21 protein-coding genes are annotated in these 21,493 nt (G+C 64.1%); 6 read left to right on the top strand and 15 right to left on the bottom strand.

The window, feature by feature from the left end; genetic code table 11:
• Positions 1–84: 84 nt before the first annotated feature.
• Positions 85–483 (top strand): Co2+/Mg2+ efflux protein ApaG, encoded by a 399-nt coding sequence (gene apaG / locus QDT69_RS35920; protein WP_279711188.1) that lies wholly within the window; start codon positions 85–87, stop codon positions 481–483.
• 58 nt (positions 484–541) lie between these two features.
• Here apaG and QDT69_RS35915 read toward each other — a convergent pair whose 3' ends face one another.
• Positions 542–4,081 carry a chemotaxis protein CheB gene (locus QDT69_RS35915; RefSeq protein ID WP_279711187.1) on the bottom strand — a complete coding sequence of 1,180 codons (3,540 nt, stop codon included), beginning with the start codon at positions 4,079–4,081 and terminating at the stop codon, positions 542–544.
• Between the two features lie 143 nt (positions 4,082–4,224).
• Here QDT69_RS35915 and QDT69_RS35910 point away from each other — a divergent pair, with 143 nt between their 5' ends.
• The 3 genes from QDT69_RS35910 (at position 4,225) to QDT69_RS35900 (ending at position 6,491) form a co-directional block, all read left to right on the top strand.
• A complete protein-coding gene (locus QDT69_RS35910) occupies positions 4,225–5,229 on the top strand; it encodes a chemotaxis protein CheB (RefSeq protein WP_279711186.1) in 1,005 nt (334 codons plus the stop codon).
• A 104-nt stretch (positions 5,230–5,333) separates the two neighbouring features.
• A complete protein-coding gene (locus QDT69_RS35905) occupies positions 5,334–6,077 on the top strand; it encodes a Crp/Fnr family transcriptional regulator (RefSeq protein WP_279711184.1) in 744 nt (247 codons plus the stop codon).
• On the top strand, positions 6,078–6,491 hold the full coding sequence (locus tag QDT69_RS35900; protein ID WP_279711183.1) for a hypothetical protein: 414 nt from the start codon (positions 6,078–6,080) through the stop codon (positions 6,489–6,491).
• A gap of 108 nt (positions 6,492–6,599) precedes the next feature.
• Here QDT69_RS35900 and QDT69_RS35895 read toward each other — a convergent pair whose 3' ends face one another.
• The 3 genes from QDT69_RS35895 to QDT69_RS35885 form a co-directional block, all read right to left on the bottom strand.
• On the bottom strand, positions 6,600–7,601 hold the full coding sequence (locus QDT69_RS35895) for an Hsp33 family molecular chaperone (RefSeq protein ID WP_279711182.1): 1,002 nt from the start codon (positions 7,599–7,601) through the stop codon (positions 6,600–6,602).
• 190 nt (positions 7,602–7,791) lie between these two features.
• Positions 7,792–8,718: an ornithine carbamoyltransferase gene (gene argF / locus QDT69_RS35890; protein WP_095731199.1), complete on the bottom strand. Its 927-nt coding sequence runs from the start codon at positions 8,716–8,718 to the stop codon at positions 7,792–7,794.
• Positions 8,718–9,920: an aspartate aminotransferase family protein gene (locus QDT69_RS35885; RefSeq protein ID WP_279711181.1), complete on the bottom strand. Its 1,203-nt coding sequence runs from the start codon at positions 9,918–9,920 to the stop codon at positions 8,718–8,720. The genes argF and QDT69_RS35885 overlap by 1 nt, the downstream gene beginning before the upstream one ends.
• On the opposite strand from QDT69_RS35885, the gene QDT69_RS35880 reads away from it, so the two are divergent.
• Both QDT69_RS35880 and QDT69_RS35875 read left to right on the top strand, forming a co-directional pair.
• Complete coding sequence (locus QDT69_RS35880; protein WP_279711180.1) at positions 9,919–10,158, top strand: hypothetical protein; 240 nt, start codon at positions 9,919–9,921, stop codon at positions 10,156–10,158. The genes QDT69_RS35885 and QDT69_RS35880 overlap by 2 nt on opposite strands.
• Positions 10,159–10,418: 260 nt before the next feature.
• Positions 10,419–10,931 (top strand): GcrA family cell cycle regulator, encoded by a 513-nt coding sequence (locus tag QDT69_RS35875; RefSeq protein ID WP_018269585.1) that lies wholly within the window; start codon positions 10,419–10,421, stop codon positions 10,929–10,931.
• Between the two features lie 372 nt (positions 10,932–11,303).
• Here QDT69_RS35875 and phoB read toward each other — a convergent pair whose 3' ends face one another.
• The 11 genes from phoB to QDT69_RS35820 form a co-directional block, all read right to left on the bottom strand.
• The gene (phoB, locus tag QDT69_RS35870; protein ID WP_016844067.1) at positions 11,304–12,014 is read right to left on the bottom strand and encodes a phosphate regulon transcriptional regulator PhoB; all 711 of its coding nucleotides are present in this window, start codon (positions 12,012–12,014) and stop codon (positions 11,304–11,306) included.
• Between the two features lie 60 nt (positions 12,015–12,074).
• Positions 12,075–12,794 carry a phosphate signaling complex protein PhoU gene (gene phoU, locus QDT69_RS35865; RefSeq protein ID WP_021076558.1) on the bottom strand — a complete coding sequence of 240 codons (720 nt, stop codon included), beginning with the start codon at positions 12,792–12,794 and terminating at the stop codon, positions 12,075–12,077.
• A 20-nt stretch (positions 12,795–12,814) separates the two neighbouring features.
• The gene (gene pstB, locus QDT69_RS35860) at positions 12,815–13,633 is read right to left on the bottom strand and encodes a phosphate ABC transporter ATP-binding protein PstB (protein ID WP_016844065.1); all 819 of its coding nucleotides are present in this window, start codon (positions 13,631–13,633) and stop codon (positions 12,815–12,817) included.
• Complete coding sequence (gene pstA / locus QDT69_RS35855; RefSeq protein ID WP_279711179.1) at positions 13,630–14,475, bottom strand: phosphate ABC transporter permease PstA; 846 nt, start codon at positions 14,473–14,475, stop codon at positions 13,630–13,632. Before pstA ends, pstB begins: the two co-directional genes overlap by 4 nt.
• Before the next feature lie 4 nt (positions 14,476–14,479).
• Positions 14,480–15,469, bottom strand: coding sequence for a phosphate ABC transporter permease subunit PstC (pstC, locus tag QDT69_RS35850; protein ID WP_279711178.1), 990 nt, complete (start codon positions 15,467–15,469; stop codon positions 14,480–14,482).
• A gap of 223 nt (positions 15,470–15,692) precedes the next feature.
• A complete protein-coding gene (gene pstS, locus QDT69_RS35845) occupies positions 15,693–16,703 on the bottom strand; it encodes a phosphate ABC transporter substrate-binding protein PstS (RefSeq protein WP_279711177.1) in 1,011 nt (336 codons plus the stop codon).
• A 136-nt stretch (positions 16,704–16,839) separates the two neighbouring features.
• The gene (locus tag QDT69_RS35840) at positions 16,840–18,153 is read right to left on the bottom strand and encodes an ATP-binding protein (protein WP_279711176.1); all 1,314 of its coding nucleotides are present in this window, start codon (positions 18,151–18,153) and stop codon (positions 16,840–16,842) included.
• Between the two features lie 84 nt (positions 18,154–18,237).
• Positions 18,238–19,293, bottom strand: a complete 1,056-nt coding sequence (locus QDT69_RS35835; RefSeq protein WP_050424197.1) for a lysylphosphatidylglycerol synthase domain-containing protein — start codon at positions 19,291–19,293, stop codon at positions 18,238–18,240.
• Positions 19,294–19,644: 351 nt separating this feature from the next.
• The gene (locus tag QDT69_RS35830; protein WP_279711175.1) at positions 19,645–19,872 is read right to left on the bottom strand and encodes a SelT/SelW/SelH family protein; all 228 of its coding nucleotides are present in this window, start codon (positions 19,870–19,872) and stop codon (positions 19,645–19,647) included.
• 19 nt (positions 19,873–19,891) lie between these two features.
• On the bottom strand, positions 19,892–20,800 hold the full coding sequence (locus tag QDT69_RS35825) for a haloalkane dehalogenase (RefSeq protein WP_279711174.1): 909 nt from the start codon (positions 20,798–20,800) through the stop codon (positions 19,892–19,894).
• On the bottom strand, positions 20,797–21,387 hold the full coding sequence (locus tag QDT69_RS35820) for a TetR/AcrR family transcriptional regulator (RefSeq protein ID WP_279711173.1): 591 nt from the start codon (positions 21,385–21,387) through the stop codon (positions 20,797–20,799). The genes QDT69_RS35825 and QDT69_RS35820 overlap by 4 nt, the downstream gene beginning before the upstream one ends.
• Positions 21,388–21,493 lie beyond the last annotated feature (106 nt).

Raw genomic sequence — 21,493 nt, 5'->3', positions numbered from 1 at the left:
TGACCAATTGGCTATGATGGCACCCTGATTGAGCGTGATCCGGTCGAAATCAGATCACGCACCAGGACCATCGGATTGAGCCGTATGTACCGCGCCATTACCCGCCAGATCGAAGTCACCGTCGAGCCGAACTTCATGCCCGAGCGCTCGTCGGTCGACCGGCGCGAGTATTTCTGGTCGTACAGGATCGTGATCGTCAATTCCGGCCCGGAAACGGTGCAGCTGCGGACGCGGCACTGGATCATCACCGACGCCACCGGCCGCCGCCAGGAGGTGCGTGGCGAGGGCGTGGTCGGCGAGCAGCCGGTGCTCGCGCCCGGCGAACGCTTCGAATACACCAGCGGCGTGCCGCTGCCGACCGCCTCCGGCTTCATGACCGGCAGCTACCAGATGGTCACCGAAGCCGGCGAGCGGTTCGAGATCGACGTGCCGACGTTCTCGCTGGACAGCCCGAGCCCGGACGGGAAGAGGGTGCTGAACTAGGCCGCGGCCGCCAATGATCCTGTTTTGCCCGGCGTGGCAGCAGACCTGCGTATTCTGCTCATCCGAGGCGCTCGTGGTCGTCCAGGCCGGCCTTCGGAATCGGCAGCTCGATCGTACAGACCGTTCCGTCGGAGCCGAATTCGCGGCGAACCACCGCATTTGGGATCGCCCTTTCAATGAGCTCGCTGCCAAAGCCGGCCGTCTCCGGTTGCTTGACGGCGGGACCGCCACTTTCGCGCCAGATAACCGTCAGATGCGATTGATCGCCCTGGGTGCGCAATGTCCAGCTCAGATCCACGGTACCGGCCTGTTGCGAGAATGAACCATATTTGGCCGCATTGGTTGCCAGCTCGTGGAAAACCAGGCCGAATGGCGTTGCCAGATCGGGAGGCAAGAAGATCGATCCACCCTTGACCTTGATCCGTTCGCTGTTGCCGGAGGTGTAGGGCTCAAGTTGTCTGCGCGCCAGTGTCGCGAGATCGGCCCCCTTCCAGTCGGAATCCACCAGCAGCGAATGGGCCCTGGCCAATGCCGTAAGGCGGCCATCCAACCTCTCGGTGAATTCATCGTAGGATTTGCTGAAGCGCCGGGTCTGATGCGCGATCGACTGCACGACCGTCAGGGTATTCTTGACCCGGTGCGTCAGTTCGCGCAGCAATAATTTCTGCTGCTCTTCCCACGCCTTGCGTTCGCTCACATCGCGCGTGCTTTCGAGGGCGAGCCGTCGCCCGTCAATCGTCTCGAGGATGATGCGGCTTTCAACGGTCAGTTCCCGGCCATTCTTGGTCTTGTGTTGAAGTTCGCCAGTCCAGTTGCCTTCATCGAGCAACTTGCTCCGCAACTCGGCGAATGATCCTCCGGGCACCATCGTGCCCAACAGCTGGTTCTTTCGTTTTCCAACCGCCTCGTCGCGGCTATAGCCGTAGAGCTGCTCGCTTCCACGATTCCACTCGAGGATGCCGCCGTCATAGTCCCAGATGAATATCGGATCGCGCGAAAGCTCGACAAGTTGCGTCTGCTGCCGGAGCTGGCGTTCGCTGATCCTGAGCGCATCTTCGATATGACGGCGGTCCGTCATGTCGACGAAGGTGAGGACGATCCCGTCGATCTTGTCGTCGACCGTTCGATAGGGGCGCAGGCGAACGTCGTACCAACGCCCGTTGCGACTGCGGATTTCATGCTTGATCGGGGAGAGATTGGCGAGCACCGCATGCGCGTCGCTGACAAGGTTCTGGTACTCCAGTCGATGCGCGAAATCCGCAATCGGGCGGCCTTCGTCGCTCGGCGTGATGCTGAACAGGTCGGTCACCTGCTGCGTGAAACGCTTGATGCGCAGGCTCGAGTCGAGGAACAGTATCCCGAAATCGGTCGCCGCCATCAGATTCTGGAGATCGCTGTGCGCGCGCGACACGGCCTCAAGCTTCAGCTTGAGCTCGCTGTTCACGGTCTGCAATTCTTCATTGATCGATTGCAGCTCTTCCTTGCTGGTCTCCAGCTCCTCGGAGGTTGAACGATATTCCTCGTTGATGGATTGCAGCTCTTCGTTGGCCGCGCGCAATTCCTCGTTGGCGGCGTCGGATTCCTCCCGGGTCGTCCGCAGCCGCGACTGGGTCTGCTGAAGCTCCTCGCGCAACCGGGCGACGATTTCCTTGGAGGCATCGTTCGCCGAGATGGCCCCTTCGATGGCGTGGTCGACCCGATCGCCCTCGATGAACAACACCACGGCGCTGCCGGCCCCGTGATCGTCGTGGTCGTCGAGTGGCTTCACATGCATCAGCACCCGGTGTGGCGCGCCGTTGAAGCGGACGGGGATCGGCAGGCTGAGCCAGGGCTGCGAGGTTTCGAATACCCGGTTGAGCGCCGACCTCAGCTCGAACCGCAGTTCCGGCCGCACCAGATCGACGATATTGCCGCTCAGCGGTCCGCCGGACGGTTGCAGGAATCGCCCCGCATTGTCGGACATGTGCAGCACGCGATGCGCCTGATCGACCAGTATGCTCGGTGGCGCGAGCTTTTCCAGTGCCTGGCGGTGCGCCGCAGCCTCATTGAGCAACGACGTCGTGCTTGGCGGCCTGATCGGATGCGCGGCCTGCTCGTGAATCAGGCCAACGCTGCCGAGCAGGCGCGGCAGCAGACGCAGTTCGCCCGGGCTGGCCGAGGACTGATAGATGCGCGCCTTGCGGTCGAACGTGCGGAACTGGCCGGGCGGATGGTCGGCGCTTTCCGACGTGCCCAGCATGAGAAATCCATCCGGATTGAGGGCATAATGGAACGTGTTGCACGCCAGCTCCTGCAATTCGCGATCCAGGTAGATCAGGAGGTTGCGGCAGGCGATGAGATCGAGCCGCGAGAAAGGGGGATCCTTGAGCAGGCTGTGACTGGCGAACAGCACCAAATCGCGCAGTTCCTGGCGGACGCGATATTGATCTCCGTCCCTGACAAAGAAACGCCGCAAGCGATCCTCGCTGACGTCCGTCTCGATCGCCGCCGGATAGATGCCCTCTCGGGCGATGGCGAGCGCCCGGGCGTCAATATCCGAGCCGAACACCTGGATGGTAGGCCGGATGTCCTGCCGCGAGGCCTGCTCCAGCAGCAGCATTGCGATCGAATACGCCTCCTCGCCGGTGGCACATCCGGGGACCCAGACACGGATCGAACGATCGCTCAGCTTGCCGTTGAACAGCTGCGGGATGACCTGCAGCTCAAGAGTCCGGAACGCTTCCTTGTCACGGAAAAACGACGTTACCGAAATCAGCAGGTCACCCAACAGCGCCTGTGCTTCATCGGTATTGTCACGCAGCACGTCGTAATAGTCCTTAGGGCTATCCGCCCGCGTGACCTGCATGCGCCGCGCAATCCTGCGCAGGATGGTCGCCCGCTTGTATTTGGAGAAATCGTGCCCGGTGCGAACGCGGACATGGGCGAGAATGCGCCGCAGCAGGTCCGCGTCCAGGCCGCGCAGCCCGCCGCCCGGTCCGTCATGGTTTTTTTCCCGCACCAGTTCGATCAGACGTTGCGCGATTTCGCCTATCGGTAGAACGAAATCCGCGATGCCGGTTGCGATTGCGCTGCGCGGCATCGAGGGGAATTCGGCCTCGTTGGGGTCCTGCACCAGGATGATGCCGCCCGATTCCTTGACCGCCCTGACGCCGACCGAGCCATCGGACCCGGCGCCGGTCAGGATGACCGCGCAACCATCCCCGTGCTGCTCCGCCAGCGAGCGGAAGAACAGGTCGATGGGGGCCCGCTTGCCGCGCGGCTCGTCGAATTCTGCGGTGGCGATTTCGTCGTTGGTGATGTGCAGCCGCCGGTCGGGCGGGATCACGTAGACATGGTCCGCCTTGAGCGGGATCGGTTCTCCGACCTGAAGGACGGGCATATGGGTGCGCGCGGCCAGGATGTTCGACATCTCGCTGCGCAGATCGGGGTCGAGATGCACCACCACGACGAAGGCGGCGCCGGTTTTCTCGGGTAATGCGGCAAACAGTTGCTGCAATGCGTGGACGCCGCCGGCGGAGGCACCAATCCCGACGACGACCGTCTTGGCGAGGTTCGGCTCACTCGTTTCGTCCCGTTCCTCGTCGCTGGTATCGGCCATTAGGCAGTCTCACTTACATTTTCGGTCGAGTCGGGATTTTTGATAATGTTATCACGAGTTTCGCGCGATGAATTTCTATTTGGGTTGATTTCGGAACCAACGAGCCATGCTGGGGTTCCCTCCTTGGGGCCATGGAGCACTTCATGGCAAACCGCGACATCCTTGCGATAGGCACCTCCGCCGGCGGGTTCGAAGCGCTGCGCTTTCTTGCCGGTGAGTTCTCACCTGATTTCCCGGCTGCCGTTCTCGTGGTGATCCATCTGCCGAGCCAATTCCGCTCGACCCTTGATGCGATCCTGACCCAGGCGGGTCCGCTGCCGGCGAGCTTCGCCGTGGATGGCGAGAAGCTCGAAAGAAGCCGGATCTATATCGCGCCGCCTGAGCGCCATCTCCTGGTGGAAAGCGGCCAGTTGCGGTTGGGATGGGGGCCACGCGAGAACAACGCCCGGCCGGCGCTTGATCCGTTGTTCCGTTCCGCGGCCCTGTGCTGCGCGCCCCGGTCCGTCGGTGCCGTCCTCACCGGTACGCTGGGCGACGGCGCGGCCGGCCTGTCGGCGCTCAAGCAATTCGGCGGCATCACGGTGGTGCAGGACCCAGGCGACGCCGCCTTTCCGGAAATGCCGACCACCGCCTTGATGCGTTCGCAACCCAATCATGTGGTCAGTCTCGCGAGTATGCCGGCGCTGTTCGAGAAGCTGGTGCGGCAACCTGCGGGCCAACCGGTACCGGTCACAGGAGCCATCGAATATGAAGTCAGCGTCGCAAGTGGCGGACAAGCCAGCATGAGCGAAATGGATCGCATCGGCCGGCGATCGGTGCTTGCCTGCCCCGATTGCCACGGCGTCATGTGGGAAATCGACGAAGGCGAGCTGGTTCGATATCGCTGCCACGTCGGCCACGCCTACACGGCTGAGCTGATGAGCCTTGCCCTCGACGACAATCTGCGGCGGGCGCTCGGCAGCGCGTTGCGGACACTCGACGAACGTATTGCGCTGGCCAGGAAGCTCGCGAGCGAGGCGAGTCTCGGTGGTCGAACGCAGATGGCCAAATCCTGGGCCAGCAGGGTGCGTGAGTTCGAACAGGAGGCAAAGGTCATCCGTGATTCGATCAACCGCACCGACGAGATAGCCGCGCGTTTCGCCGAATAGCGCGTGCTCCGAATGCGAAAAGGAGTTTCTCGAGATTTACGGAATGGTGTCGGCAACCTCCGATCGGTTAGCTCACTATGTATGACACAAGAGACAGATCATCGATGCCGCAGGGTCCTCCAGCACTTCTGAGCAAGCTGGCTGGGCGGCTGGAGCTATCGCCATCCGACCAACGGGCCCTCCTGGCTGCCGCTTCACCGCCGCGACACGTAGCCAAGGGCGATCATCTGATCGAGGAGGGCCAGAAGACCACATCATTGGTGATTCTTTGCAGCGGAATGGCTCGCGCTCTCAGAACGCTGGAAGACGGAAGCCAACAGATCGTCGCGATCTTCGTCGCAGGCGAAGCGCTGAATCCGGGCGAGCTCATGTTTCCTCGTTCCCGCACGGCAATCTCCGCGCTCACTCCAGCGACCTCGTTACCGATTCCGATCGAGAAGCTAAATCAACTGGTTTCCGAACGACCTACCATCGCGCGCGCATTGTGGTGGGAGACAGCTGCGCAAGCGGCGATCCAACAGGAGTGGATGGTCTGGCTTGGACGACGCTCCGCCTCGGTCAGATTGGCGCATTTGCTGTGCGAGGTGTCTTACCGCCTGCAAGCTGGCAATCAAAACGCTCAGGGTGTCTTCGATCTCCCGCTTACGCAGCATGAACTCGCCGACATCCTCGGACTTTCGACCGTCCATGTGAACCGAACCCTGCAATTCTTGCGCAATCGGAACTTGATCGAGCTGAGCCGGAACCGGCTCACGATCAGGGACAAAGCTGGTCTTCATGAGATCGCGGAGTTCGACATCCAATACCTAAGCGGACTCAAACAACCTGACGGGGGGAAGGAGGGCTGAATGCCTAGATTCTTTTTCAATCTGACCTCACACGGCAACGTCACGTTAGATGAAACTGGAACGGAGTTTCCGTCGCTTGAGGCAGCCTATTTCGATACCTGTCAGGCCATCCTGGACATCTCCATCGAAAAGTTGCGCTCACGGCAAGATCCCGCAACGGACAGTTTCGAGATCACCGATGAGCAGCGAAGCGTCTTGATGCTGGTGCCGTTTTGCGAAGTGCTGGTGCCTGCGGCTGCGAAAAACAGGCCGGTGAGACTGAAAACGATCCAGTTACTCGACAACTGCCGGGATCAGTTTGCGCGGAGCGCGGCATTGCAGGCCGATATGCGCGCCGAATTCGAACAGGCGAGAAAGACATTCAGTGACATTCGCGCGAATCTTGCGCGCATTGCCTCTCACACATCCGGGTAGAGCTGGCGCGTGGTCCAGCTGCATTGCAAAGTTTGGCTCCTGCCAGCGGATTGGGCGGCGCCGTCCGGCGGCGACCCGCCGGACAAGCCTGCGTGCGGAAACGCGCCCTTACTCCACGCCCGCTTCCTGCGGCGTGAACTCGTAGACCGACGAGCAGAACTCGCAGGTCACGACGACCTTGCCGTCCTTGACCATCTCGGCGCGATCGTTCGGCGCAAAACTCTTCAGCATCGATGACACGGCATCGCGCGAGCAGGAGCACTGCGCGCGCAGCGGTTGCGGATTGAAAACGCGGACGCCGCGTTCGTGGAACAGGCGGTACAACAGCCGCTCGCCGGACAGATCGGGATCGATCAGCTCGACGTCCTCGACGGTCGAGATCAGCGACTGTCCCTCGACCCAGGCGTCGTCGTCAGGAACGCTGTGCGTGGCCGTACCCTCGGGCGCATCGCCTGGATGCAGATCCGCCTGCTTGGCGCGCTCCGGCGCCTTGGGCAGGAATTGCAGCAGGATGCCGCCGGCGCGCCAGTGCAGCTTGCCGCCTTCGCCGCCGCGCATCTCCTCGCCGACCGCAAGCCGCACCCGCGTCGGGATCTGCTCCGAGCGCAGGAAATATTCGTGAGCCGCCTCTTCCAGGCCGCCACCATCGAGCGCGACCAGGCCCTGGTAGCGGCTGGTGTTCGAGCCCTGGTCGATCGTCATCGCAAGGTGACCCTTGCCGAGCAGCTCGCCCGAGCTCTGCCCCGGCTTGAGCTGCGCCGCGTCGTAGCGCGCATAGGCGCGCAGCCGGTCGGGCGCCTGGAAGTCGACGATCAGGAGCGAGACCGGACCTTCGGTCCGGGTCTGCAGGATGAAGCGGCCCTCGAACTTGACCGACGAGCCGAGCAGCGTGGTCAGCACGATGGCTTCGCCGAGCAGCTTGCCGACTGCCGGCGGATAGTCGTGCTTGTGCAGGATCTCGTCGAGCGCGGGGCCGAGCCGGGTCAGCCGGCCGCGCAGGTCCAGCGCGCCGACCTCGAAGGCCAGCACGGCATCGTCGACAGGAACCGCTGACGGCGCGCGGACTGGCGCCTCGGTCGTGATTTTGATGTCGGGGGATTGTGAAACCATGGCGCTCTATCTGGGGTCTCGGACCGTGAAATAAAGGGGTTCACTAAACCAGAGATGCGTCGTCCCTGCGAAAGCAGGGACCCATAACCACAGGGTTTTGTTGCGACACAAGGCGTCTCCCCTTGCGCCTTTCCACGGGCCGCGGCGTATGGGTCCCTGCTTTCGCAGGGACGACAGCGTTGAAGCGGCCCTACGCGACTTCGTTAAAGCACCAGGCCAGAATGCCCTTCTGCGCATGCAGACGGTTTTCCGCCTCGTCGAACACCACGGATTGCGGCCCGTCGATCACCTCGTCGGTGACCTCCTCGCCGCGATGCGCGGGCAGGCAGTGCATGAACAGCGCATCCGGCTTGGCGAGCGACATCAGCTTGGCATTGACCTGATAGGGCTGCAGCACGTTGTGGCGGTGCTCGCCCTCCTTGTCGCCCATCGACACCCAGGTGTCGGTGACGACGCAGTCGGCGCCGCGCACGGCGGCTTCCGGGTCGGTGCCGAGCACGATCGGCGCGCCGGTCGCCTTGATCCAGTCGCGCATCGGCTTCTTCGGCGAAAGCTCCGGCGGGGTCGCGACATTGAGCTGGAACTTGAACCGCTCGGCGGCGTGCGCCCAGGAGGCCAGCACATTGTTGTCGTCGCCGGTCCAGGCCACGGTCTTGCCCGCGATCGAGCCGCGATTTTCCTCATAGGTCATGAGGTCGGCCATCACCTGGCAGGGATGCGAACGCCGGGTCAGGCCGTTGATTACGGGCACGGTGGCGTGCGCCGCGAGTTCGAGCAGCGCGTCATGGTTGAGGATGCGGATCATGATCGCATCGACGTAGCGCGACAGCACGCGCGCGGTGTCGGCGATGGTCTCGCCGCGGCCGAGCTGCATCTCGGCGCCGGTCAGCATGATGGATTCACCGCCGAGCTGGCGCATGCCGACGTCGAACGACACCCTGGTGCGGGTCGACGGACGCTCGAAGATCATCGCCAGCGTCTTGCCCTCGAGCGGCTTCCTGGCCTTCTCATGCGCCTTCAGCTTCGCCTTCATGGCGGCTCCGGCGGAGAGCATGTTGCGCAACTCGCCGAGCGGAAGCTCGTTGATGTCGAGGAAGTGACGGACCGGCTTGCTCATTATCCGGCCTTCCTCGGCTGCGCCGCCGATAATGTCGCGCAGGCGCGCTCGAGCGAGGTGATCGACTGATCGATCTCGGCCTCGGTCACGATCAGGGGGGCGAGGAACCGCACCACGTTGTCGCCGGCGCCGACGGTGAGCAGCTTCTCGTGGCGCAACGCGGCGATCAAATCGCCCGACGGCACCACAGCCTTGACGCCGATCAACAGGCCCTCGCCGCGCACCTCCGACAACACGCCGGGATAGCGGTCGACGACGGAGGCGAGCTTCTGCTTGAGCAGCAGCGACATCTTCTGCACGTGCTCGAAGAAGCCGGGCTTGAGCATGACGTCGAGCACGGCATTGGCGGCGGCGACAGCGAGCGGATTGCCGCCGAAGGTCGAGCCGTGCGAACCCGGCGCCATGCCGGCCGCGGCCTGCGCGGTCGCCAGCACCGCGCCGATCGGGAATCCACCGCCGAGCGCCTTGGCCAACGACATCACGTCCGGCGTCACACCCGTGCGCTTGTAGGCGAACAGGTCGCCGGTGCGGCCCATGCCGGTCTGCACCTCGTCGAATGCGAGCAACAGGCCATGCTCGTCGCACAGCGCGCGCAGCGCCTTGAAGAACGCCTGCGGCGCGCCGCGCACGCCGCCCTCGCCCTGCACCGGCTCGATCAGGATGCCGGCGGTGTGCGGGCCGATCGCCTTCTTCACCGCTTCGATGTCGCCATGCGGCACCTGGTCGAAGCCGTCCATCGGCGGGCCGAAGCCCTCGAGATATTTCGCCGAGCCGGTCGCAGCCAGCGTGCCCAGCGTGCGGCCATGGAACGCACCTTCGAAGGTGATGATGCGGTAGCGCTCGCCATGCCCCTTGGAGAAGTGATGATGGCGGACCAGCTTGATCACGCCCTCCATCGCTTCCGCACCGGAATTGCAGAAGAACACGAAGTCGGCAAAGCTCTGCTCGCAGAGCCGCGCGGCGAGCATCTCGCCGTCCGGGCTCTTGAACAGGTTCGACATATGCCAGAGCTTGGTCGCCTGTTCCTGCAGCGCCTTGACCAGATGCGGATGCGCATGCCCGAGCGCGTTCACCGCAACCCCCGAGGTGAAATCGAGGTAACGGTCGCCATTGGTTGCGATCAGCCAGGCGCCCTCACCGCGCTCGAAGCCGAGATCGACCCTGGCGAAGACGGGGAGCAGATGCGACGAGGCGTTGGTCATGGCGTTCACTGCCGGTTTGAGGCCGACAATTGCCGCGCGCATTGACGCCAGCGCAGCAACGGCCAGCTTCGGAAAACAAAACGGCCGCCTTTGCGGGCGGCACGTGGGCAACATTCTATGCTGCGGCGGGACCGTGTCAATCGCCAGAAGCCGCCCTTTTTCCGGCCTTTCTGCAATGCGCAGCGAGCGCAATCCGGAGCATTCCGGTGCGGTGGAAAAGCCTCATTGCAATGCTTAACTGTGTGGGAACATGTGGACGCACGGCCGCGGACTCTTGCGCCAGAGTCACGCCATATTGTAGCGTTTGGCCTGTCGGGTACGACATCTCGTGCGGCAGTACTGGACCCTCTAAGTAGCCTTTGTGTCTCGCGTAAACGTTCGGGCGCAACACCGTGCCCGGCGAGGGCTAAGGGATTCTGGCCGCAGGGATATTTGTCCAGATTTGGCTCGCAGCGCCGCTCCAATGACTGGCCGGCGCCATGCGAAAGGAAGAATGCGATGACGGTATTGACCTGGTCCGACGATCGCGTCGAGCAGCTGAAGAAGCTCTGGGAGTCTGGCCTCTCGGCCAGCCAGATCGCAGCGGAACTTGGCAATGTGACGCGAAACGCCGTGATCGGCAAAGTGCACCGGCTCGGCCTCTCCGGCCGCGCCAAGGCTCCCTCCACGGCTGCGCCGCGGCAGCGCAAGGCCCGTCCCGCCCAGCACATGATGCGGGTGGCGCGCCCGGTCTCGCGCGGCAACACCGCGCTCGCGCATGCCTTCGAGGTCGAGATGGAGCCCGATCCGATCTCCTACGACAACGTGGTGCCGATGAGCCAGCGGCTGTCGCTGCTCGAGCTCAACGAGGCCACCTGCCACTGGCCGGTCGGCGATCCCTCGAGCCCGGAATTCTTCTTCTGCGGCGGCAAGGCGCTCGCCGGTCTGCCCTATTGCGCGCATCACTCGCGCGTCGCCTACCAGCCCGCCGCCGATCGGCGCCGGCCGTCGGCGAAGCCACAGATCAAGTAAGCACTCGGGAAACTAGCCTGGACTACAAAAACAAATCCCCGCGCAAGCGGGGATTTTTTTGTGTGCATCAGATTGTAGCCCCGATGTAGCGCAGCGCATGACGTGAGGTGAGCACGCAGATCAGCCTCCCTCCCCCCTTGCGGGGGAGGGTTGGGGAGAGGGGTACCGCTTGCTCCGCTGATGAAAATCGCGAAGAATATGAGCAAAGCTGCAACCGCGTCTTCGGTTGGGTTGATCAAGCGTCGCTACATGTCTCATAGCACCGCCCGGGGCTTACCCCTCTCCCCACCCTCCCCCGCAAGGGGGGAGGGAGCCCGACAGTTTGCTCACCTCACGTCACGACGAACCGATTCTCGCGCACAGCCACAGCCGTTACGGCTGCGGCTCGGCTTTCGCAAAGCGGTCGTCGAGCGCATAGCCGGCGCCGCGCACGGTGCGGATCGGGTCCTGCTCGCGGCCCGGATTGAGCAGCTTGCGCAGGCGGCCGATATGCACGTCGACGGTGCGCTCATCGATGTAGATGTCGCGGCCCCAGACGCTGTCGAGCAACTGCTCGCGGCTGAACACGCGGCCGGGATGCTCGAGGAAGAATTCGAGCAGCCGATACTCGGTCGGACCGAGATCGATCGGGCGGCCCGAGCGCGCCACGCGGCGCTTCTCGCGGTCGAGCTCGATGTCGCCATAGGTCAGTACGGTCGCAAGCCGCTCCGGGCTCGCGCGGCGCAAGAGGCCCTTCACCCGCGCCAGCAACTCCGGCACCGAGAACGGCTTGACGATGTAATCGTCGGCGCCGGTGGCAAGCCCGCGCACGCGCTCACTCTCCTCGCCGCGCGCGGTCAGCATGATGATCGGAAGCTGCTTGGTCTCGGGCCGCGCCCGCAAGCGGCGGCACAGCTCGATGCCGGACAGGCCCGGCAGCATCCAGTCCAGTACCACGAGGTCGGGAACGCGCTCCTTCAGGCGGGTGTCGGCATCGTCGCCGCGCCCCACGGTTTCGACATCGTAGCCTTCCGCATCGAGGTTATAGCGCAACAGCGTCGTCAGCGCTTCCTCGTCTTCGACTACCAGAATGCGTGCGCTCATCGGTCTAAGTTCTTTCTCTGTGGTGATCCGTTGCCCTGACGCAAACCGAAACGCCGTCGACTACGTGTTACCCGGTACCGTGGTGGCAAAGTTGGTCATGTCGCCCTTCGGGCGCTTGTCGGTGATCTGCTGGCCTTCGATCATGTAGAACACGGTCTCGGCGATGTTGGTGGCGTGATCGCCGATCCGCTCGATGTTCTTGGCGCAGAACATCAGATGGATGCAGAAGGAGATGTTGCGCGGATCCTCCATCATGTAGGTGAGCAGCTCGCGGAACAGCGAGGTGCAGATCGCATCGACCTCCTCGTCGCCCTTCCAGACGTTCATCGCCGCCGGCAGATCGTGCGCAGCATAGGCGTCGAGCACCGACTTGACCTGCGACAGCACGAGGTCGGTCATGTGCTCCAGGCCGCGGATCAGCTTCAGCGGCTGGAAATCGCTTTCCAGCGCCGCGACGCGCTTGCCCATGTTCTTGGCGAGATCGCCGATCCGCTCGAGGTCGGTGGCGACGCGCATCGCGCTGACGATCTCACGCAGGTCGATCGCCATCGGCTGGCGGCGCGCGATCGTCAGCACCGCGCGCTCTTCGATGACACGCTGCAGATTGTCGATCTCGATGTCGGCGGCGACCACGCGCTTGCCGAGCGCGACGTCGCGACGGATCAGCGCATCGACCGACTCGGTAATCATCCGCTCGACGAGGCCGCCCATCTCGGCGACCAGGCGGGTCAACTCCTGCAGGTCGCTGTCGAATGCCTTGGCGGTATGTTCAGAAGCCATCGCTTGTCTCCTCAGCCCGGTCAACCAAACCGGCCGGTGATGTAGTCCTGGGTGCGTCGATCGCTCGGCGAGGTGAAGATCTTGTTGGTGTCGTCAAACTCGATCAGCTCGCCGAGATACATGAAGGCGGTCTTGTCGGAGACGCGCGCCGCCTGCTGCATGTTGTGGGTGACGATCGCGATCGTGTAGTCCTCGGAGAGCTCCTGGATCAGCTCCTCGACCTTGGCGGTCGAGATCGGATCGAGCGCCGAGCAGGGCTCGTCGAACAGGATCACTTCGGGGCGCACCGCGACGGTCCGCGCGATGCACAGGCGCTGCTGCTGGCCGCCGGAGAGCGACAGGCCGGAGGCGTTCAGCTTGTCCTTGACCTCGTTCCACAGCGCGCCGCCGCGCAGCGCCTTCTCGACCCGGTCGTCCATCTCGGACTTCGAGATCTTCTCGTAAAGGCGGATGCCGAAGGCGATGTTCTCGTAGATCGTCATCGGGAACGGCGTCGGTTTCTGGAACACCATGCCGACCCGTGCACGCAGCAGATTGAGGTCGAGCTTGGGATCGAGGATGTTGGTCTGGTCCAGCATCAGCTGGCCGACCGCGCGCTGGCCCGGATAGAGGTCATACATCCGGTTGAAGATGCGCAGCAGGGTCGACTTGCCGCAGCCCGACGGGCCGATGAACGCCGTTACGCGGTTGGTGCCGAGCGTCAGGTTGATGTTCTTCAGCGCGTGGTGCTCGCCGTAATAGAAGTTGAGGTTGCGCACCGTGACTTTCGGCGGCGCTTCCGGAAGCGGAACCTGGGGAACATGGCCCGCGGCAGTCGTGGAGACGGAAAGCTCGGTCATTTTGCGGCCCTTTCGGCACCAAGGATGCGCGCGCCGATATTCAGCGCGAGGACGGTGAATGTGATCAGCAGTGCGCCGCTCCACGCCAGCTCTTTCCAGTAGGCGTAGGGGCTCTGCACGAAGTTGTTGATGGTCACCGGCAGGTTGGCCATCGTCTTGGTCAGATCCCAGCTGAAGAACTGGTTCGACAGCGCGGTGAACAACAGCGGCGCGGTTTCGCCGGCGACGCGCGCGGTCGCCAGCAGCACGCCGGTGATCAAGCCGCTCCGCGCAGCACGATAAGCGATCCGCTTGATCACCAGCGAACGCGGCAGGCCAAGGGCGGAGGCCGCCTCGCGCAGCGGATTGGGCACCAGCAGCAGCATGTCCTCGGTGGTGCGCAGCACGACCGGGATCACGATCACGGCGAGCGCAAGCGCGCCTGCGATCGCCGAGAAGCCGCGCATCGGCACCACCACCGCGCCATAGATGAACAGGCCGATGATGATCGAGGGTGCGCTGAGCAGGATGTCGTTGATGAAGCGGATCACCGAGGTGAGCTTGTCGTGTTTGCCGTACTCGGCGAGGTAGGTGCCCGCGAACAGGCCGAGCGGCGCGCCGATGCCGACGCCGATCACGGTCATGATGACCGAACCGACGATGGCGTTGAGCAGGCCGCCATCGGTGGAGCCCGGCGGCGGCGTATTCTGGGTGAACAGTTGCACGCTGAGGCCGGCAATGCCGTTGTAGAGCAGCGTGATCAGGATCAGCGCCAGCCAGGTGACGCCGAACAGCGCGGCGCCGACGCAGAGCGTGCGGATAACGATGTCGCTGCGGCGGCGGGATTTGTAGATCGGGTTCATGGCGTCACTTCCCCGCCTTCTGTTCAAGCCGCATCAGCATCAGCCGCGCGCCGGCGAGCACGAAGAAGGTCAGCACGAACAGCAGGAGGCCGAGCAGGATCAGGCCGGACTGGTGCAGGCCGTCGCTCTCGGCGAATTCGCTGGCGATGGCCGCCGAGATCGTGGTGCCCGGCGCGAAGATCGACGACGAGATGCGGAACGAATTGCCGATGATGAAGGTCACCGCCATGGTCTCGCCGAGGGCGCGGCCGAGCGCCAGCATGATGCCGCCGATCACGCCGACGCGGGTGTAGGGGATCACCACGCTGCGGACGACTTCCCAGGTGGTGCAGCCCATGCCGTAGGCGGCCTCCTTCAGCACGGGCGGCACGGTCTTGAACACGTCGACCGAGATCGCGGTGATGAAAGGCAGCACCATGATGGCGAGGATCAGCGCGGCGTTGAACAGGCTGAGATAGGACGGCGGGCCAGCGAACACCGCGCCCAGCACCGGGACGCCCTCGAAGATCCTGATCATGAAGGGCTGGAACGTGTTGGCCAGGAACGGACCGAGCACGAAGAAGCCCCACATGCCGTAAATGATCGAGGGGATGCCGGCGAGCAGCTCGATGGCGATGCCGATCGGGCGGCGCAGCACTTGCGGGCAGAGCTCGGTGAGGAACACGGCGATGCCGATGCCGACCGGAATGGCGATCAGCATCGCGATGACGGAGGTGATCAGCGTGCCGTAGATCGGCCCGAGCGCGCCGAGCACCGGCGGATCGGCCGAGGGCGCCCAGCGCTGCGTCCAGAGGAAGGCGAAACCGTATTCCTTCATCGCCGGCCAGGCGCCGACGATCAGCGACAGGATGATGCCGCCGAGGATCAGCAGAACCGAGATCGCCGAGATGCGGGTGATCCAGTAGAAGGTCAGATCACCCAGCTTGAAGGCGCTGAGGGCCTTGGCGCGATCGTAAGGTCCCGCGGCTTCCATCACATCGCTCTGAACAGCCATGTCTGCCACGCCAATCCCCTCGTTTTTATTTGAAACCTGCACAAACCGCCACGCCCCCGAAGCGATCTTCACTGACGCATGAGGCCGGGCGTCGTTCCGGTTGCGCCGGGGGCGCGAACCCGGGCCCCATCCGCGCGTCTTCGGCGGTGACGGAACCCGGGTCTTGGTCACTCAACCTGCGCCGCCGGTGAGGCGGCACAGGCCTTGTTCGGAAGCGTCTGACTTAGCTCTTGATGTCCGACGACCAGGTCTTCTCGATCAGCTTGACGACCGATTCCGGCATCGGGATGTAGTCGAGCTCTTCGGCCGCCTTGCCGCCCTTCTCGAAGGCGTATTTGAAGAACTTGAGCGCTTCCTGCGAGGCCGCCTTGTCGGTCGCGTCCTTGTGCATCAGGATGAAGGTCGCCGCGGTGATCGGCCAGGAGGCATCGCCCGGCTGGTCGGTCAGGATCACGTAGTAGCCGGGAGCCTTGGCCCAGTCGGCGTTCGACGCGGCGGCCTGGAAGGCAGCAACCGTCGGCTGCACCGTCTTGCCGGCCTTGTTGATCATGCCGGTGTAGGTCAGCTTGTTCTGCTTGGCATAGGCGTATTCGACATAGCCGATCGCGTTCTTGGTCTGGCTGATGTTGCCGGCAACGCCTTCATTGCCCTTGGCGCCGACGCCGACCGGCCACTCGACCGCGGTGCCCGAACCGACCTTGGACTTCCAGTCGGCGTTCGACTTCGAGAGATAGTCGGTGAAGTTGAAGGTGGTGCCCGAACCGTCCGAACGGCGCACGACGGTGATGGCGTCCGCCGGCAGGGTCAGCTTCGGATTGAGCTTGGCGATCGCCGCGTCATTCCACTTGGTGATCTTGCCGAGATAGATGTCGCCGAGCACTTCGCCCGACAGGATCAGATCGCCCGGCTTGATGCCTTCGAGGTTCACGACCGGCACGATCGCGCCCATCACCATCGGCCACTGAACGAGGCCGTCCTTCTCGAGCTGCTCGGCCTTGAGCGGCGCGTCGCTGGCACCGAAGGTCACGGTCTTGGCCTGGATCTGCTTGATGCCGGCGCCCGAGCCGATCGACTGATAGTTCAGGCCGTTGCCGGTCTCCTTCTTGTAGGCGTCAGCCCACTTCGAATAGATCGGGAACGGAAACGTTGCGCCCGCGCCGGTAATATCGGCAGCGAAGGCCGACGTCGAAGCGGCGACCATGCCGGCAGCGACGATTGCTTTGATGAAATTCATGGGGTGGTCTCCATCGTGTGAGCGAAGCGCCGAATGCGCCCGATCGCGCTCACGCCGGTCCATCTAGGAGCGGTCGGTGCTGCTTTTACGAAGGTTGGATGACAGTTGGATGACAGAGCTAAGCGACTGAAAATGCTTAGCTTTGGGTCAGCGACGGGGCCTTGGGCCGGGGAAAACAGGCGGTAAAAGTCGCGCCATTCTTTGGCACGCTCTCGATCAAAAGACGCCCGCGATGACGGTTAAGAATATGTTTCACCAGCGATAATCCGAGGCCCGTTCCGCCCTGGTTACGGCTGTCGCCGACGTCCACCCGGTAGAACCGCTCGGTCAGCCGCGGCAGGTGCTCCGGGGCGATGCCGGGACCGAAATCCCGTACCATGACACGGATTTCGGGGCTGCCCTCGCCCGATGCGCCCGGAACGGTCTGATTGAGCGACACTATGACGCGGCCGCCCGAGGCGCCGTATTTGAGGGCGTTCTCGATCAGGTTCTCGAACAGGCGGAGCAGTTCCTCGCGGTCGCCGGCGATCCTGACCGGGGCCTGCGGCAGGTCGACGTCGATCTCGACCTGGCGTTCGCTCGCCAGCACCTCGAGCCCGTCGGCCACCTCGCGGATGATCGGCACGATGTCGATCGAGGCCTCGGGCCGCACATGGGCCGACAGCTCGACCCGCGACAGCGACAAGAGATCGTCGATCAGCCGGGCCATGCGGTTGGCCTGGGTGTGCATGATGCCGAGGAAGCGCTCGCGCGCCCGCGCGTCCTCGCGCGCCGGCCCCTGCAAGGTGTCGATGAAGCCGGACAGCGCGGCGAGCGGCGTGCGCAGCTCATGGCTGGCATTGGCGACGAAGTCGGCGCGCATCTCCTCGACCCGGCGCAGCGGCGTCAGGTCGTGGAAGGTCATCAGCATGCACTTCTCGGTGCCGCCGAACTGGGTCGGCACCGGCACCGGCGTGATCACCAATTCCATCCAGCGATCGACCGGCACATGGTCGGTGTAGGTGGCGCGGCGCGGCTCGGTGGTCGCGATCGCCTCGCGCAGCGCGGTGATGATCTCAGGCGAACGCAGGGCGAATTGCGCCAATTCGTTCTTGCGCAGCGCCGGCGCGAGTTGGGCCGCGGCGGCATTGAGATGGATGACGCGCCCGGCGCGATCGAGCAGCACGGCGGGATCCGGCATGCCGGCCACGACGGCACTGACGGCCGCGGCCTCGACCGGATTGACGCCGCGGACATCCTCGCGCGAGGTCCCGGCATCATGCAACCGCCACGGCACCAGCGCCGCGGCGGCGATGCAGACGAACACCGCGCAGGCCCGCACCAGCGACAATTCGCCGAGCGCGACCACCACGCTGAGCGCCAGCGCCGCGGCAAGCAGGATCAGCGCGGAATGGCGCAGGCGATCGGGCCAGGGCGAGAAAATGGACTGTGGCGTATCGTCAATTGCCATCGCGGCGGCTTTCATCCCGTCGGTTCATGTCTCGCCCAGACGCGGTCATATCGACCGTCCCTCGGGAGGCATCGGGCTGCGTCATCAGACCCCGGAATCACCGCGCTTGCGGACCAGAACCGCCTCATGGTGCGGCTCGGCGCGGGGACCCGAATCAGTCTGCGGCAGCCGTTTGAGTCGGGCGCCGACGATAACCTCCCGAAACGTCAGCAAGATTACAGATATGACGAATGGAGCAATATAGTAGAGCAGGCGGAACAGCAGCATACCGCCGAGCAGGTCCTCGCGGTCCATCTGCCAGAGGCCGACCAGCATGGCGGCGTCGAACACCCCGAGCCCGCCGGGGGAGTGGCTGGCGAAGCCGAGCAGGGTCGCCGACACGAAGATGACCGCGACCACGACGAAGCCGAGATTGGGCTCGTCCGGCACCAGCACGTACATCGCCAGCGCGCAGAAGCCGAGGTCGACGATGCCGATCGCGATCTGCAGCAGCGTCAGCGGGCCGCCCGGCAAGGTCACCGTCCAGGGCCCGCGGCCGACCACCCGAGGCTGGGTCCAGACCCAGACCACATAGGCGACCAGCGCGATGATGATGCCGAACGCCAGCGTGCGGTTGAGCCAGGGCGGCAGCTGGTCGATGTTGGCGGCGGCTTCCGGGTGATAGGCGATGCCGAGCCCGAGCACCGCGGCGTTGCCGAGCCAGAACGTCAGGCCGGCGAGGAAGCAGATCTTGGCGACGTCGATCGCGTTCAATCCCCAGGCCGAATAGATCCGGTAGCGCACCGCGCCGCCGGTGAAGACGCTGGCGCCGACATTGTGGCCGATCGAATAGGAGGTGAATGCCGCGAGCGCATTAATGCGATAGGGCACGTGGGCGTGGCCGATCGCGCGCACCGCGAACAGATCGTAGAAGGTCAACGTGAAATAGCCGGCTGCGACGAAGAGCCCCGCCAGCATGATCTGCCGCGGCTCGGTGCTCTTGATGGCCTCGAGCACCTCGTTGGTGTCGATGCCGCGCAGCATGTGATACAGGACGTAGCAGGCGATACCGATGACGGCGATGCTGATGACAACACCCAGCCGATGCAGGAGTTGCTTCTGGCGTAGAAACGCCATCGCCCTGCGTATTGCTTCCAGCATCTAGACCTCGAATTGCGATCCCGCGACGACGGCTTCCGGGCGATCTCCGCCGGCGCTTCGCTGTGCCCTGCCCCGTGTAGCGCGTTTTAAGCCGGAGTGGAATTCGTCAAACGACAATAAAACGCGCATCTTCAAGATATTAGGGATGATTCATGACAGCGGGTGCACAAATATGCGCGTTTCTCGCCGTGTTCGACCAGGCTTGACATGCACGTGCGGCAGTTAGCCCGCCGAATGGCGCGCAAGACCATCCGGAAAACTACGGGAAGCTGCTGCGCCGCGCCGCATCCGGTCGACGAAATCGCCGCCGCAATGATCATTGCGACGGCGATGAGGCAAGCCCGCGGTTGGCTATGCCTGCGCAGTAGCCACCGCGGTGACGATATCGGCGGCATCGGGGAAATGTCCCTTCACGCGCCTGGCGATCACTTTGCCGTCAAGCCTGACCTCGAAGACGCCGCCCTTGCCGGGCAGCAGCTCCGCATCGAGGCCAAGGCGGTCGCGCAGCAGCGTCGCCGCCGCCCTGGCGCGCGCCTCGTAGCCGCAGGGACGGCAATAGGTGATCGAGAGATCGGTCATGGCGTGTTCTCCCATCTGCTCATGCTGCAAGATGCTGCGCGCTCGCGGCCTCGATGCCCGCGATCCAGCCAGCGACGGAGCGGCCGATCGCTTCCGGATGATCCTCCTGCAGGTAATGCGCGCCCGCGCCGAGCTGAATGACCGCGCAATGCTGCAGCCGCGCCGCGAACTCGGCGGCGAAGGCCGGCGACACCAACGCTCCGGGCGAGCCGGCGAACAGCAGCTTCGGATAGGTCGATGCCGCGAGCGCCGCGTGTGCCGTGGTGAGCGCCTGACGGACATCATCAGGCTCGCCTGCGATCGGCAGCTCGCGCGGCAGCATCAAGGTCGGCTTGCGACTCTCGCGCGTCGCGAACGGCGCGCGGTAGGCTTCCATCTCCTCGTCGCTGAGCGTGCGCAGGATCGAACCGGGCAGCACGCGCTCGACGAATGCGTTGTTGTCGAGGACCATCGCCTCGCCTACTCCCGGCGTGCGGAATTTCCGGAACGTGTCCCGGGCGGCCTCATGCTGGTGGAAGTCGGACCAGTCCCGCATCGGGCGGATGAATTCCATGAAGGCGAGCCCGCGCACGAGTTGCGGGCGGCGCGCGGCGAGATGGAAGGCGAGCGCCGTGCCCCAATCCTGGGCGACAAGATACGCCGAGGTGATGCCGAGCTCGTCGATCAGCGCGTCGAGATAGTCCGCCTGGTCGAAGAAGCGGTAGGCGATGTCGGGCTTGCCGGACTGGCCGTAGCCGATCAGATCGGGCGCGATGCAGTGCCCGACCGGCGCCACCAGCGGCATGATGTTGCGCCAGATGTAGGACGACGTCGGATTGCCGTGCAGGAACAGCACGTGCGGCGCGGCGCTGCGCCCAAGCTTGCGATAGGCCATCGTAGACCCGAGCACGGCGCGATGATGCAGGGTGATGTCGGCGGATGTCGTCATGGCAACTCCTTGAACACGGTTTGGAATGCGATCGTCTTGAAACGCTCGAGCGCGGCCGCGCTGCGCTCGACCTTCATGCGCAACATGGCGCCCTGCCAGGATGCGAGCAGGAAGTCGGCAAGCTCATCGGCATCGAAGTCGCACGCGATTTCGCGCGCGGCCTGCGCCTCGGTGATGCAGGCGGCGAACGGCGCGCGCCATTCCCGAAAGATCTCGTCGAGCTGCTCGCGCAGCATCTCGCTGGTGCCCGACGCCTCGAGGCTGAAATCGCCGATCAGGCAACCGCGCGTGAAGCCGTCATGGGCAAGCTTGCCGGTGATGAGATCGAGATAGCGGCGGAGCCGTTCGCGCGGCGGCAGCGTGGTGTCGCCGAGAGCTTCCGCGACGAGGCCGCGCACATAGGCGAAGTAGCGGTCCAGCACCTCGGAGGCGAATAGCTCCTTGGACCGGAAATGGTTGGTGAACGAGCCCTGCGGCGCGCCGGCGGCCGTGGTGACGTCGCGCACGCTGGTGCCGTGATAGCCGGTCCGGAACATTTCCTTCAGGCCGGCATCGAGGATGGCATCGCGGAGAGAGGGTTTTGGCATGGACGCAATTTAATACGTACGTACGTATTGATGTCAAGCCCGATAATGCATGCGGCGCGCGCCATGCGTGGCGGCGTCGCTCAGCTTCAATGGATCAAGGGTTTAA

The organism is Bradyrhizobium sp. CER78, assembly GCF_029846235.1.
GTDB lineage: Bacteria > Pseudomonadota > Alphaproteobacteria > Rhizobiales > Xanthobacteraceae > Bradyrhizobium.
This window is presented reverse-complemented; position numbering and strand designations above follow the sequence as displayed.